Raw genomic sequence first — 12469 nt, forward strand, 5'->3', positions numbered from 1 at the left:
TCCGCTGCCGCTGTGGCGCCCGCCTTGCAGCTGCAGTCCTCGCTATCGACGAGCGGACCACCGAGACAAGATCTCCTGTAGCTGGTGGAATGGCTCGATGGTGGCCCTTGCAGGTACGTTTGACCACCCCCCGTTCAGGCCAGCGCACTAATGCCCCCTGTGAGTACGCCGGGTCGCGTACTTCAGGCGCCCCGGCGCGCTCAGAACGCGGCGACACCATCGCCACTGATTTACCAACAGTGCATGACGCCCTGATCACCGCACATCGGAGCCGTGGGCTGTACGCCTGTAGGCGCCCTACAAGCGGCCGGACCTCGGCGAAGGCACGGGGCGGACTCACGGGCTCACGTTCCGTGGACCGGAGGCCGAGCCGGGTCCCGGGACGCACGTCCTGCGGGACGCGACGCGGACGGGCGAACACCCACGACAGCCAAGTGCTGGGGCCGTGAGCACACCCTGGTCGAAGCTGCTGCTGCAAGCCCCGGCGCCTGCATGCGAACAAGGCTTACGGCGTCGTCCTGCCTATGCGGAAACGGCTCTGCGGTAGGCACATCGGTGTGCGCGTTTCCCGCAAGAGGGTCGAGACCCGAGAACGGCTGGGACGCCGAAGTGGAGTAGTCACGTCCTGACTGAACGGCTGCCGGCGGCTCACCATCGCTCGTTCGGTGCCCCGGTCCGAGTGCGGAGTCACACGGCTCGTCGGGCACTAGGACCTCTGTCTACACTAGGTAGACCTACCTACCCAGTTTGGATTGTGATGAGCGAGACCACTGTGAGTGAGGGGCGTCGGCGGCCGGCCCGCGAGCGGCTTCTGAGAGCGGCTGCCCGGCGCTTCTATGCCGACGGCGTGGCTGCCACGGGCATCGACACGATCACGGCTGAGGCCGGCGTGGCCAAGATGAGCCTGTACAACAACTTCTCCTCCAAGGCCGACCTGGTCCGGGCCTACCTGGAGGCGCGGCATGACGAGTGGCTCGGCTTGTACCGGGCCCGCTTCGACCAGGCCGACGGCCCCCGTGAGGGTGTGCTGGCCGTCTTCGATGCCTACGCCGATCACGCGGCGTTCGCTTACGAGCACGGCTTTCGCGGGTGCGGGCTGCTGAACGCCGCTGCTGAACTCCCGGCCGGCGACGAGGGCCGGGCTGTGGTGCGCGCTCACAAGGAGGAGGTCGAGCGGCTGCTCGGCGGCCACTTGGAGCAGCTGCTGCCCGGCCGGCTCGACGAGGCCCACGCGGCAGCCGAGCACCTGTCGTTCCTACTGGAGGGCGCGATGGCCCGGGCCGGCCTGGAGGGCGACGGCGAGCGTGTCCGGCACGCCCGCTCGATGGCCGCCGCGCTGCTGGACCGGCTGTGACCGGCCTCGGCCCTGCCCGGCCCGCGGGGATCGGGGCCCTGTGCGTGCTCGCAGCCTCCGTGCTGTGGGGAACCACCGGCACGGCCGCCACCTTCGCTCCGGACGTGGGGCCGCTCGCTGTCGGCGCTGCGGCCATGGGATTGGGCGGGCTCCTCCAGGCACTGATCGCCGCCCCGCAGATCGCTCGACACAGCGCCGGTCTGCGTGAGCAGCGCGGCACGGTCCTGCTCGGCGCCGCCTCGGTGGCCATCTACCCCCTGGCGTTCTACAGCTCCATGCATCTGGCCGGGGTCGCCGTCGGCACGGTTGTCTCGATCGGCACGGCGCCGCTCGCCTCCGCGCTGATCGAGCGCGTCGTGGACGGCCGCCGACTCACCCGTCGCTGGATGCTCGCCGCCACCCTGGGCCTGGTGGGCACCGTCCTGCTCTGCCTCGCCGAAGCCACCGGCGCCTCCATGGCCCGTACCCTGCTCGGCATGGCACTCGGGGGCATCGCCGCAGCCACCTACGCCCTGTACTCCTGGGCAGCCCACCGGCTCATCAGCCGCGGAATCCCCTCCCGCGCGACGATGGGAGCCGTCTTCGGAACCGGCGGGCTCGTCCTCCTGCCGGTCCTGGCCATCACGGGCACCCCGCTGGTCGCATCCTGGTCCAACGCCGCCGTCGGCGCGTACATGGCGCTCATCCCGATGTTCGCCGGCTATGTCCTCTTCGGCTGGGGCCTCGCCCACGTGCCGGCCAGCACCGCCACCACCCTGTCCCTGCTCGAACCCGTCGTCGCCGCTGTCCTCGCCGTCCTGGTCGTCGGCGAACGCCTCCCCGTGACTGGCTGGGCAGGCATCGCCCTCGTCATCACCTGCCTAGCCGTCCTCACTACGCCCGCCCCCAGCCGCCCCTCACTCAACCGCCTACGGAACCCGGCAGACCACGACAACGACTGGCCCACCGAGGCCGCTTGCGCCGCCCAGGAGCAGTGAGAATCCGACACGGCACGGCTGCAACGCCTCCCGAAGTCGGGTTCTGGCTCCCTTTCCGTGGAGCATGCACGCTGAGTGACGGGGCTCGGGCGGGTCGGTCTTGGGGAAGTTGCCCGGAATTGGCCCGTATCGGGTGCGGTGTGGCCGACAGTGCGGCCCGTGGAAGAAGTGGAGCTCCGGCTGGCGGAGTTGCTGTTCCCCTCGACTGTCGACGTGGCGGTGCTGTCGGTCGCCGTGAACGACGAGGTGGTACGCATAGAGGCTCGAAAAGCACGGTGGCTGAGGCCATCTGTTCCGGATGCGGGAGCTTCTCGGACCTTCGCGGAGCAGCTGCCAGGGCTGACCCGTCCGGTACGGTCGGCGGACCGAGCGCCTGCGGTCGACGCTGGCCGCGGTCGGGCTCGCGCTCGCCGGCCGGGCCGGTGCCCGCATGGCGAGCGTGATCGGCGTGTCGGTGAGCCGCGGCACGGTGCTGCGGCTGGTCGAAGCGTTGCCTTTCCGGGAGAAGCCACTCTCGCCTGGCCCCGTCACGGCTCGGCCACCGTGACACCGAGTCGCCGCCGGCTGGATCCTGCGCCGGCCGGAGACCCTCACCGAGACCGAGCAGCTTCGGCTCAAAGCCGTTCTGGTTCACTGCCCCGAACTCGACGTCCTCACCGGCCACGTCCGCTCCTTCGGCCAGATGCTCAGTGAGCGCCAGGGCGAACGGCTGCCGCAGTGGTTCGATGCCGTCCGGCGAGACGATCTCCCCGGCCTCCATACCCTCGCCGCAGGCATCGACCGCGACGCCGTGATCGCCGGCCTCACCCTGCCCTGGAACTCAGGCGTGGTCGAAGATCACGTCGACCGGATCAAGATGCTCAAGCGCCAGATGTTCGGCCGTGCCGGCTTCGACCTGCTGCGAAAACGAGTCCTACTCGCCGAGTGACTCCTCAGCCTCCGCGCGAAGATCGTGAATCGGAAACCTCGCGGGTGAGGGATGTTCCTTGCACGCTTCTCCGTGCAGTTCTTCGGGTCGCAGCGCCCAGCCGATGGCCTCGCCCGGACCGCAGAACGACGGATCGAGGTGGAACGTGGTCCGTGTCCCGAAGGGTTTCGGCGCCATGCACTCTTCCCTGGGACCGGTCGGGTCCATCCCGACGAGCTCCTGGCGATAGCCGTGGCCATCCAGCCACACCTCGATGACCGTGCGGACACTGAGTGCGGCAGCTGCGGAGGGAGCCCATCGCTGCACGTCGAACATGTCGAGCAGCGAACCGAACAATTCCGGAAGGAGCCTCTCCCGTTCATCGGCACTGGGGCGCTGATCACTCTCCACCGTGAAGCTGAGATCAGATCCGATCTCGACACTGATCTGTCCATGCCTGCCGTCGCGACGGTGCAGCGCGTCCCAGGCCACCGCTCGCAGGACCTCGGTGGGAAGTTCGGGGCTGTCCTGATCGACCAGGAAATACCCCGATGGGCGGCACCGCACGTACTCCACGAAGTCGACCATCCGAAGCGGCTCGACGGTGACCTTCTCCACTCACCCTCCCCGTCCCTGCGTTTCTCAGTCAGCCACAGCCGATCATGACACCCGGCACCGGCAAGCACCACGCTCCCCGCTCATCGATAGCCGTGACGGATTGTCACCAACCAGAGAAGGTGAGCCAGAACGCCAGGTAAGTTGCCTCATAATGAGCAGTGGCATGCATGGCCGGCTCAATAGTTCGTGGCTGTGCATGACATCTTGTTCCGGCTGGAGGAGCTGTTGTTCCCGTCGATCGCGGACGTCGCGGTGCTGTCGGTAGACGTGAGCACCGCGATAGTGCGTGTTGATGTGCGGTGCACCGCAGCTGGTGCCTCGCGACCATGCTCACCGAGCGCCAGGGCGAGCTCCTGCCGGACTCGCTGACCGCCGTGAGACAAGACGATCTCCCCAGCCCCCACGCCCTCGCCGCGGGCATCGACCGCGACCGTGACGCCGTGTCGCCGGACTGGCCCTCCCCTATAGCTCGGGTGTCGTCGAAGGCCATGTCAACCGGATCAAGATGCTCAAGCGCCAGATGTTCGGCCGTGCCGGCTTCCACCTCCTCCGGAGGCGGGGATCTCCTCGCTCAGTAGTCGATGCGGACCAAGTACCCACTGGGCACTAGCATCTGGACGTGGCGATCACATATGAGTGGCAAGGCGACTTCGACAACGCGTCCCTCAACAGATTGCACGCCGACGGTTTCGGCTCCCCGGTCGCTCAGACCGACTGGCAAGCACGGCTTGAGCGCCACAGCCTTGGCTGGGTCTGCGCGAAGGAAAACGGCGACCTGATCGGGTTCGTCAACGTTGTCTGGGACGGTGGAGCACACGCCTTCATTCTGGACACGGTGGTCGCCCGGCATTTTCGGTCGAGAGGGGTTGGCGCCGCGCTTGTCGCAGTCGCGGCCGAAGAAGCCCGTGCCGCGAAGTGCGAGTGGCTCCACGTCGACTTCGAGGAACATCTGCGCTCGTTCTATTTCGACGCCTGCGGCTTCCGGGAGACAACAGCAGGGCTGATCGCCCTGTGACACCACGGCCCCACCACCTCGGCCCCGGTGCACACCGCCCCACTCACTTCCAGCTGTCACTCACCGTATCGGCATCACAAAATGTGAGCCAGAACCCGACCTCGTGAATCCAGCCATCCCCCGACGCGAGTCAGCCGATCGTTCTGGAGGTGGCGGCGTCGGGTACTCACGCAGGCAGAGGCACGATGCTCACCGCCCGGTAGTCGTAGCCGTCTTGTTTGAAGCCGGGGGCTTCCCACGTGAGGTTCACCTGCTGGCCGAGCGACAAGGCACGGAAGCCTGCCATCTGGATATCGGAGTAGTGGCCGAAACAACCGCCGGGAGTCTCGGGCGAGTCGAGCACCCCCCCACCCCTCCTCATCGCTCCACCACCGGACAGTCGCAATCACCATGACCGGCACCTTACGAGCTCGGAGGGCACAGCGCAGGGGAGAAGGGAACTCCTCAGGATCCCGACTGCGTCAGCTCGTTTCCGCACCGCGTCCGGGTCGGCCGGTTAGGGCCTCGGCGCTGCCTGTCAGTCCTGGACAGTCGCGAGCCAGTCCGTCAGCAGGCTGTTCACCTCGTCGGGGCGCTCCTGCTGGATCCAGTGGCCGCAGCCGTCCAGGAGGTGGGAGGCAGACAGGGCCGGGAGGGTCGTGGGAAAGGCTTCGATGGCGTCGGCCATCCAGGTGGTGGAGGCATCCAGCGCACCGCCGATGAACAGCGAGGGCTGGGTGACCGGGGCTCCGCGGTGGCAGGCGAGGTCTTCCCAGTCGCGGTCCATGTTGCGGTAGCGGTTGAGTGCGCCGGTCAGGCCGGTGCGCTCGAACTCCCCGGCGTAGACGTCGAGGTCGTCCTCGCTCAGCCAGGCGGGGAGGGAGCCGGTGGGAAAGCGGTCGCGCAGTCGGCCGCCGCGGGCGACGAAATGCGGGTCGGGCTCGTCCTGGGCGGGCATGGTGTCGGCGGACAGGGCCGTGTAGAAGCCGGCGAGCCAGCCCCGGACGTCGGGTTCCATCTCCGACTCAGCGCGGCCGGGCACCTGGAAGTAGGAGACGTAGAACTCCTGCTCAGGGCCGCCGAGCCGACCGAAGATGTCGGTGGGGCGGGGACCACCGGGTGGTGCGTACGGGACGCTCAGCAAGCCGACGGCACGAAAGACCTCGGGGCGGAGCAGGGCGGAGGTGGCGGCGATGTCGGAGCCCCAGTCGTGACCGATGATCGCCGCGCGCGCCTCGCCGAGTGCGCGTACGACGGCGACGTTGTCCTCCACCAGGTCGAGCATCCGGTAGGCATCGGTCGCGGTGGGCCTGGAGGAGCGGCCGTAGCCGCGTACGTCGATTGCCACCGCCCGGTACCCGGCCGCGGCGAGGACCGGGAGTTGGTGGCGCCAGGAGTACCAGGACTCGGGGAAGCCGTGCACGAGCAGGACCAGCGGGCCGGTGCCCTGCTCGACCAGGTGCAGGCGCCCGGCGGGAGCCTCGATGATGCGGTGACGAAGTGCTGCGGACGGCTTGCCGCTCATGGACGTGTCTCCTCAGTTCGCGTACCGACGCAGGTACTCGTCGATCATGCGGCGCGGCGGCCACCCGGCGCGATCGGCGTTGCCGTTCTGGCAAGCTTGCAGGACAGGACGCTGGAGTGGGACGGCGGAAGGACAGGTACGGTGGGAAGCGGGGACGTGACCCGGGCGCTGACTGCGATGGGGCCCCGGCTGCGGGCCGTGCGGGAACGGCGAGGCGTCACACTCACCGATGTCAGTCGCGCGACGGACATCTCGCCCAGCACGCTGTCGAGAATCGAGACCGGCCGCCGCAAGCCCACCCTGGAGGTGGTCATGCGGCTGGCGAAGGACTACGGAATCTCCCTGGACGAGTTGGCCGGCACCACACCCGCCCCCGCGTCCGAGCCCCGCAGGACGGCGCCGCTCAGCTTCGGGGACGACAAGGCAGTGCTGCCGCTGACCCGCTATGTCGGTGGCCTGCACGCCCACAAACACGTCCTGCCCGCCGTCGAGGAGCCTCCCGCGCGGCCGGGACAGGTGTCACACGACGGGTACGAATGGCTGTGCGTCCTGTACGGGCGGCTGTGGCTCGCACTCGGCGACCAGGACCTCTTCCTGACCGCCGGAGACGTCGCCGAGTTCGACACCCGCACGCTTCACGGAATGGCGAACCCCGGATCCGGCGGACCGGTCGAGTACTTGATCATGTTCGGGCCGCAAGGAGAGCGTCTGCGGACGCGCACGTCACCAGCCGCCTCCCGCGGGGGCCGCCTGCCGGGCACAGCAACAGCAACCAACCCTTGTTCGCACGATGCGGCGAAAGCACGCCCTGCACACGGAGGTTGAGGACGAGACGCTGTCCGGATGCGCTTCCGGCATGGCTGCAGGCGGCCCGACGTGAGCCTTACACGCCTGCGTCCGGCGTATCGTCCCAGCGCACGCACTCGATGAGGTAGTCACCCGTGTCCGGGTCGATGGTGACGCCGTGGGCCTCGCTGTGGAAGCCGGGGAAGGCCCGGTCGAAGGCTTCCAGAGCGCTGAGGTAGCGCAGGACCGGCCCCTCAGGGGCGCCCAGCGCCTCTCCGGGCATGAGGACGGGGATGCCCGGTGGGGTGACGGTGACCATCGCTGCGGCGATCCTCCCCGAGGCCTGGGCGAGCGGCAGGCGTTCGGTGCCGCCCCTGATCAGTCGCTGATAGCAGTGCTGTGGCGGATGGACCGGCTCGGGAAGCTGTTGGAAGGCGGTGTCCAGCGCGGTGACGAGTTCGGCCCGGGTGAGGTGTTCGTGCATGTCCTGGCACAGGCCGCGCAAGGTGACGTGACCGTACCGCTGCGGGTACTGCTCGGTCAGCTGGGGCAGGACCTGCCGCAGTGGGGCATCGGCGTCGTGCAGCGATTTGAAGTCCATCAGGGCGTCCATCAACGTCCCCCATTTCCCCTTGGTGATGCCCATGGAGAACAGGACGAGCGTGCTGTAGGTGTCGGTCTTCTCCACCACGATGCCGCGGCGGGCGAGGTAGGACGTGAGGACTCGGGCGGGGATGCCCCACGACTCGGTCTCACCCGTTGCGGTGACCCCGGGGCAGGTCAGAGTCACTTTGATGGGGTCCAGCATGCACTGGCCCTCGCTCAGTCCGGGGAATCCGTGCCACTGGGCGTCGGGTTCGAGCAGCCAGCAGTCCGGGTCCGAGGCCAGCACCGCCGGTGAGACGTCCGCGAAGCCCGTGCGGGTGCCGGAAACCGGATCGGTGACCGTGTCGGGCTGCCAGACACCGAAGAACCACGGCAGCCGGTCGCCGGCGTCCGCGATCCTGCGCCCGGTCCGCACGACCGCCTGCCGGAACCTGATCGCCTCGGTAATCGCCTCGTTGACCAGCCATTCGCCCTGTGGCCCGTCCATCATCGCGCCGGCCACGTCGAGGGAGGCGATGGCCGGGTACAGGGCGGAGGTGGTGCCGTGCATCATGAACGCCTCGTTGAACCGCTCGTGCTCGACCGGCGCCCTCGGGGAGGACTTCACGTGCACCATGGCGGTCTGGGAGAGCGCGGCCAGCAGCTTGTGCGTGGACTGGGTGGCGAAGACGGTAGGCCGGTCGTCCTCACCGAACGTGTCAGGCCCCACAGCCATGCCGTACCGGCCGGCATAGAGCGGATGGAAGCGCGCGTAGGCGAACCACGCCTCGTCGAAGTGCAGTCGTGGAGTGCTGGGTGAGAGGGCACGGGTGGTCTGGACGGTGTCGTAACACAGACCGTCGTAGGTCGAGTTGGTGATCACGGCGTACTGTGGTCGGGGCGACACGGCACCCGGGGCCAGCGGATGCGAGGCGATCCGGGCGGCCACCGCCTGCGCTGTGATCTCACTCGCCGGCAACGGGCCCGCCAGCCCGTATCCGTTGCGCGTGGGAACCAGGTAGACCGGGCGGGCGCCGGAGATCACCAGCCCGTGGAGGACCGACTTGTGACAGTTGCGGTCCACCAGGGCGATCTCGTCGGTGGTCACGCAGTAGTGGCCCACCATGCGGTCCGCGGTGGAGTCTCCGTGCAGGACGAAGTACGTGCGGTCGGCGCCGAAGATCCGGGCGGCGTTGCGCTCGGCCTCTCCGATCGGGCCGCTGTGCTCGAAGAGGGAGCCGAGCTCCCCCACCGAGATCGACAGATCGGTCCGGAAGAGCCGCTCACCGTAGTAGTCGAAGAAGGCCCGGCCCACGGGCGACTTGAGGAAGGCGACCCCTCCCGAGTGTGCCGGGGTGTGCCAGGAGTACTCGTGAGCGTCGTCGAATCGTCGCAACGCCTTGAAGAACGGCGGCAGGACGGCGTCGCCGTAGGCCCGCGCCGCGCCGGCCACACGCCCCGCGATGAAGGACGGGGTGTCCTCCAGGGGCCAGATGTACCCGACGGCGATCTCGGCCACCCACAGCGGGAGCCGGTCCAGGCCGTGGTCGGACTCCTCGGTCATCACGATGAAGGTGGGCAGGTCCTTGAAACGCCGGGAGATCTGCCGCAGTACAGCGGCACCGCCGCCCTCGCTGCTCCCGGCGGCTTCGGACGGAAGATCCCAGCCCACCACGGCCGCGGTCAGCCCGGCCTCCGTGCGCAACACCGCGCAGGAGCCCTCGGACGTCCCGGCCCACCGGACCTCCAGGCCTCGGTTCTCCAGCTCCTTGCCGATACGGCGAAGTTGCTCACCACCCACCCCGCCGCCCAGCGGGTTCTCGCGCAAGGCCAGCAGGACAGTTCCGTTCGGCATGCCACTCTCCATCGGTCGCGCGGGGGTTCGCTTCGCCACCCAGTGTTCCGGCCGGCATCCGGATGTTCGGCGAGTACCGCGCGGATCACTCGAAAGAGAAGCGGAGGCACGGGGCAGAGGCGCTATGGCCGGTGAGGCCTCATTCGGGACCCGCAGGGGACGCGCCAGCCACTCGAGCTCCTCCGTCGCGTCCGGTGACGTGTGTTGTCCGCTTGTCCGCGCACGCGCGCGACGAGCCCGCGGAAGCGCTCCCCCAGCCTCGATTTCTGCCTCCAGGCTGCGCGGCACGGCGGCACCGGTCGGCGCCGCTCGGGGGATGCCGGCGACTTCTGATGTTCGAGACGGGCTTACCAGGAGCGCGCGGAACCTTTGCGGGCTGCGCCGATGGCCGCGGGCGCAGCCACGATGGCGAGGACGCCGCACAGGACGGCGAGGATCGGGTAGCTGGTGATGGCTACGACGATGCCGGAGGCCAGGCCGCCGACGGCTCCCGCGACGGCGATGGCGACGTCGACCAGTCCCTGGACCTTGGCGCGGGTGGCGAGGCGCGTGCTGTTGGTGACGATCGCGGTGCCGGTGACCAATCCGAAGCTCCAGCCGACGCCGAGCAGGACGAGGGCGAGGGCGATCGAAGTGACCGAGTGGCTGGGCGCGAGGGCGGCGGCCACTCCCGCGGAGAACAGCGTGCCGGCCGTCACCACGCTCATCGTCGTGGCGCCGAATCGGTCGACGAGGCGGCCGGCGAGTGGCGACGGCAGGTACATGGAACCCGTGTGCAAGGCGATGACCAGACCGGACGCGGCTGTGCCGAAGCCGTGGGCGTGCATGTGGATGGGCGTCATCGTCATCACGGCGACCATGACGAGCTGGCTGACGACGAGGACGACGACGCCGACGAGCAGGCCGGGGCCGGGCCGGGAGGAGGCGGGCGCGGGTGTGTCCTCGTCCGAGGTCGCGGGCAGGTCGCGGGCCAGCACCAGGGGGTCCGGGCGCAGACGAAGAAGAAGAGTGAGCGCCGCCAGCGTGAACGCGACCGTGGAGAGGAGGAACAGGCCGGTCAGCTCGGGCAGGTGGAACGCGGTCGCGAGGTGCCCGGCGGGGGTGGCGAGCAGAGGTCCGGCGATGCCGCCGGCGGTGGTGGCGACGATGACCGTGGAGGTGGCGCGGGCGCGCTGGTGGGGTGCGGCGAGGTCGGCTCCCGCGTACCGGGCCTGGAGGTTGGAGGCGGTGCCGGCCCCGTAGAGGAAAAGGGAGACGAACAGCAGGACGGGACTGCCGAGGGCGGCCGCGGCGACGACACCGGCGCCGCCGAGGGCGCCGGTGAGATATCCGGCGGCCAGTCCGGGGCGGCGGCCGAGGCGCTGGGAGACGCGCCCGATGACGACGGCGGCGCCGGCGGAGCCCGCGGTGAGCAGGGCGATGGGCAGTCCGGACAGTGAGGTGTCATGGAGCATCTGCCCGGCCAGCAGCCCGGCGACGGTGACACCGGCGGCGAGGCCGAGGCCGCTGAGGACCTGGGAGACGAGCAGCACGGTGAGGGTGCGCTTCTGCACCGCGGATATCGAGGGCCCGTCGGTGGGCGGGGAGGGGGTGAGGGCCGGATGGGTCATGTGGTGCGTGCTTTCGGGTGCGGGAGGCCGGGGTTGCGGGATACCGGCCGGGGTTCGATGGCCCTGGGAACGCCTCGGCGACGTCTGAGAGTCGAGACGGACCCGTCGGCGAAGGCATGGTGGGCGGCTGTCTGTGCGTCCCGCGTCAGCTGGGGTTGTCGGGCATGCCGTAGGCGTCGGCGATCAGCTCGGTGGAGCGCAACCGGGCCTGGACGGAGTGGCCGACGCTGCCGATCATGAGCTCGTCGGCGCCGGAGTCCCGCTGGACCTGGTTCAGGTGGGCGATGACCTGCTCGGGTGTGCCGTGCGGGACATGGTTGAGCCAGCTGTCGACGGTCCGGCGTTCCTGGGCGTCGTAGGTGTAGGCGTCCACCTCTTCGGGGGACGGCAACAGGTACGACTTGTGCTGGAACATGCGGAGCATGGCGTGGGCGAGGGTGCCCGCCTGGCGGCGCGCGTCACGTTCGTCGTCGGACGCCACGACGGTGAAGCTGACGAGGGCGTACGGCTCGGTCAGTGTGCCGGAGGGAGTGAACCGTTCGCGGTACAGGCGCAGGGCGGCCGCGGCATCGCGCGGATTGAAGTGTGCGGCGAAGGCGAACGGGAGGCCGAGCCGGGCGGCGAGCTGCGCCGAGTAACCCGACGAGCCGAGCAGCCACACCGGCAGACGGCCTCTGGGACCGGTGACGCGGTTGAGCCGGTCCTGGGCGGGGCCCGGCACTGCGTAGACGCGGTCGGCGTACGGGTGCCCGGCAGGGAAGTCGTCACCGAGGAAGTGCAGCAGTTCGAGCACCTGTCGGGGGAAGTCCTCAGCACCGCTCGCGGCGTTTCGTCGCAGGGCGGCGGCGGTGGCGTGATCGGTGCCCGGGGCGCGGCCCAGGCCCAGGTCGACGCGGCCGGGGGCGAGTGCGTCCAGCATGCCGAACTGCTCGGCGACGACCAGCGGCGGATGGTTGGGCAGCATGATCCCGCCCGCGCCGAGCCGCAGTCTGCTCGTCTCCGCGGTGAGCCGGGACAGCAGGACGGCGGGACTCGATGTGGAGACGCCGGGCATGGCGTGGTGCTCGTTCGTCCAGTAGCGGGTGAAGCCGCGCCGGTCGGCGAGCCGGGCGAGTCCGATACTGCCGGCCAGCGCTTCTGCGGCGGTCCGGCCGGTGCCGGTCATGGCGGAGTCCAGTACGGACAGGGCGGCGGGGGCGGAGCCGTGGCGGGTGCCGCGGATCGGGTCGGACATGCTGGTTCAGTCCTTCGGTTCAGG

General features: G+C 69.5%; 10 protein-coding genes and 1 pseudogene. 5 read left to right on the forward strand and 6 right to left on the reverse strand.

Annotated elements, in window-relative coordinates:
* The first annotated feature begins 757 nt into the window (after positions 1-757).
* From ACHFIV_RS13000 to ACHFIV_RS13010, 3 genes are all read left to right on the forward strand, one after another.
* Complete coding sequence (locus tag ACHFIV_RS13000) at positions 758-1354, forward strand: TetR/AcrR family transcriptional regulator (protein WP_398967174.1); 597 nt, start codon at positions 758-760, stop codon at positions 1352-1354.
* A 44-nt stretch (positions 1355-1398) separates the two neighbouring features.
* Positions 1399-2331: a DMT family transporter gene (locus ACHFIV_RS13005; protein ID WP_398967177.1), complete on the forward strand. Its 933-nt coding sequence runs from the start codon at positions 1399-1401 to the stop codon at positions 2329-2331.
* A gap of 682 nt (positions 2332-3013) precedes the next feature.
* Complete coding sequence (locus tag ACHFIV_RS13010) at positions 3014-3259, forward strand: hypothetical protein (protein WP_398968261.1); 246 nt, start codon at positions 3014-3016, stop codon at positions 3257-3259.
* Here ACHFIV_RS13010 and ACHFIV_RS13015 read toward each other — a convergent pair.
* The gene (locus ACHFIV_RS13015) at positions 3245-3856 is read right to left on the reverse strand and encodes a hypothetical protein (RefSeq protein ID WP_398967179.1); all 612 of its coding nucleotides are present in this window, start codon (positions 3854-3856) and stop codon (positions 3245-3247) included. The genes ACHFIV_RS13010 and ACHFIV_RS13015 overlap by 15 nt on opposite strands.
* A 619-nt stretch (positions 3857-4475) precedes the next feature.
* Between ACHFIV_RS13015 and ACHFIV_RS13020 the strand changes: the two genes are divergently transcribed.
* Positions 4476-4871: a GNAT family N-acetyltransferase gene (locus ACHFIV_RS13020; RefSeq protein WP_398967182.1), complete on the forward strand. Its 396-nt coding sequence runs from the start codon at positions 4476-4478 to the stop codon at positions 4869-4871.
* Between the two features lie 166 nt (positions 4872-5037).
* Here ACHFIV_RS13020 and ACHFIV_RS13025 read toward each other — a convergent pair.
* Both ACHFIV_RS13025 and ACHFIV_RS13030 read right to left on the reverse strand, forming a co-directional pair.
* Positions 5038-5263, reverse strand: a pseudogene (locus ACHFIV_RS13025) (cold-shock protein).
* A 125-nt stretch (positions 5264-5388) separates the two neighbouring features.
* Positions 5389-6375, reverse strand: coding sequence for an alpha/beta fold hydrolase (locus ACHFIV_RS13030; RefSeq protein ID WP_398967184.1), 987 nt, complete (start codon positions 6373-6375; stop codon positions 5389-5391).
* Between the two features lie 177 nt (positions 6376-6552).
* Between ACHFIV_RS13030 and ACHFIV_RS13035 the strand changes: the two genes are divergently transcribed.
* The gene (locus ACHFIV_RS13035) at positions 6553-7200 is read left to right on the forward strand and encodes a helix-turn-helix domain-containing protein (protein WP_398968191.1); all 648 of its coding nucleotides are present in this window, start codon (positions 6553-6555) and stop codon (positions 7198-7200) included.
* Positions 7201-7258: 58 nt separating this feature from the next.
* Here ACHFIV_RS13035 and ACHFIV_RS13040 read toward each other — a convergent pair whose 3' ends face one another.
* The 3 genes from ACHFIV_RS13040 to ACHFIV_RS13050 form a co-directional block, all read right to left on the reverse strand.
* The gene (locus tag ACHFIV_RS13040; RefSeq protein WP_398967187.1) at positions 7259-9601 is read right to left on the reverse strand and encodes an Orn/Lys/Arg family decarboxylase; all 2343 of its coding nucleotides are present in this window, start codon (positions 9599-9601) and stop codon (positions 7259-7261) included.
* Between the two features lie 347 nt (positions 9602-9948).
* Positions 9949-11211 (reverse strand): MFS transporter, encoded by a 1263-nt coding sequence (locus ACHFIV_RS13045; protein ID WP_398967189.1) that lies wholly within the window; start codon positions 11209-11211, stop codon positions 9949-9951.
* A 145-nt stretch (positions 11212-11356) separates the two neighbouring features.
* Positions 11357-12445: an LLM class flavin-dependent oxidoreductase gene (locus ACHFIV_RS13050; protein ID WP_398967191.1), complete on the reverse strand. Its 1089-nt coding sequence runs from the start codon at positions 12443-12445 to the stop codon at positions 11357-11359.
* Between the last annotated feature and the right edge of the window lie 24 nt (positions 12446-12469).

Source organism: Streptomyces sp. ALB3, assembly GCF_044385685.1.
In the GTDB taxonomy this organism is placed as follows: Bacteria; Actinomycetota; Actinomycetes; order Streptomycetales; family Streptomycetaceae; genus Streptomyces.

Coding starts and splice junctions, on each gene's coding strand:
- ACHFIV_RS13040 (WP_398967187.1), bottom strand. CDS start 9,601: ATGCCGAACGGAACTGTCCTGCTGGCCTTGCGCGAGAACCCGCTGGGC.
- ACHFIV_RS13030 (WP_398967184.1), bottom strand. CDS start 6,375: ATGAGCGGCAAGCCGTCCGCAGCACTTCGTCACCGCATCATCGAGGCT.
- ACHFIV_RS13010 (WP_398968261.1), top strand. CDS start 3,014: ATGCTCAGTGAGCGCCAGGGCGAACGGCTGCCGCAGTGGTTCGATGCC.
- ACHFIV_RS13000 (WP_398967174.1), top strand. CDS start 758: ATGAGCGAGACCACTGTGAGTGAGGGGCGTCGGCGGCCGGCCCGCGAG.
- ACHFIV_RS13045 (WP_398967189.1), bottom strand. CDS start 11,211: ATGACCCATCCGGCCCTCACCCCCTCCCCGCCCACCGACGGGCCCTCG.
- ACHFIV_RS13035 (WP_398968191.1), top strand. CDS start 6,553: ATGGGGCCCCGGCTGCGGGCCGTGCGGGAACGGCGAGGCGTCACACTC.
- ACHFIV_RS13050 (WP_398967191.1), bottom strand. CDS start 12,445: ATGTCCGACCCGATCCGCGGCACCCGCCACGGCTCCGCCCCCGCCGCC.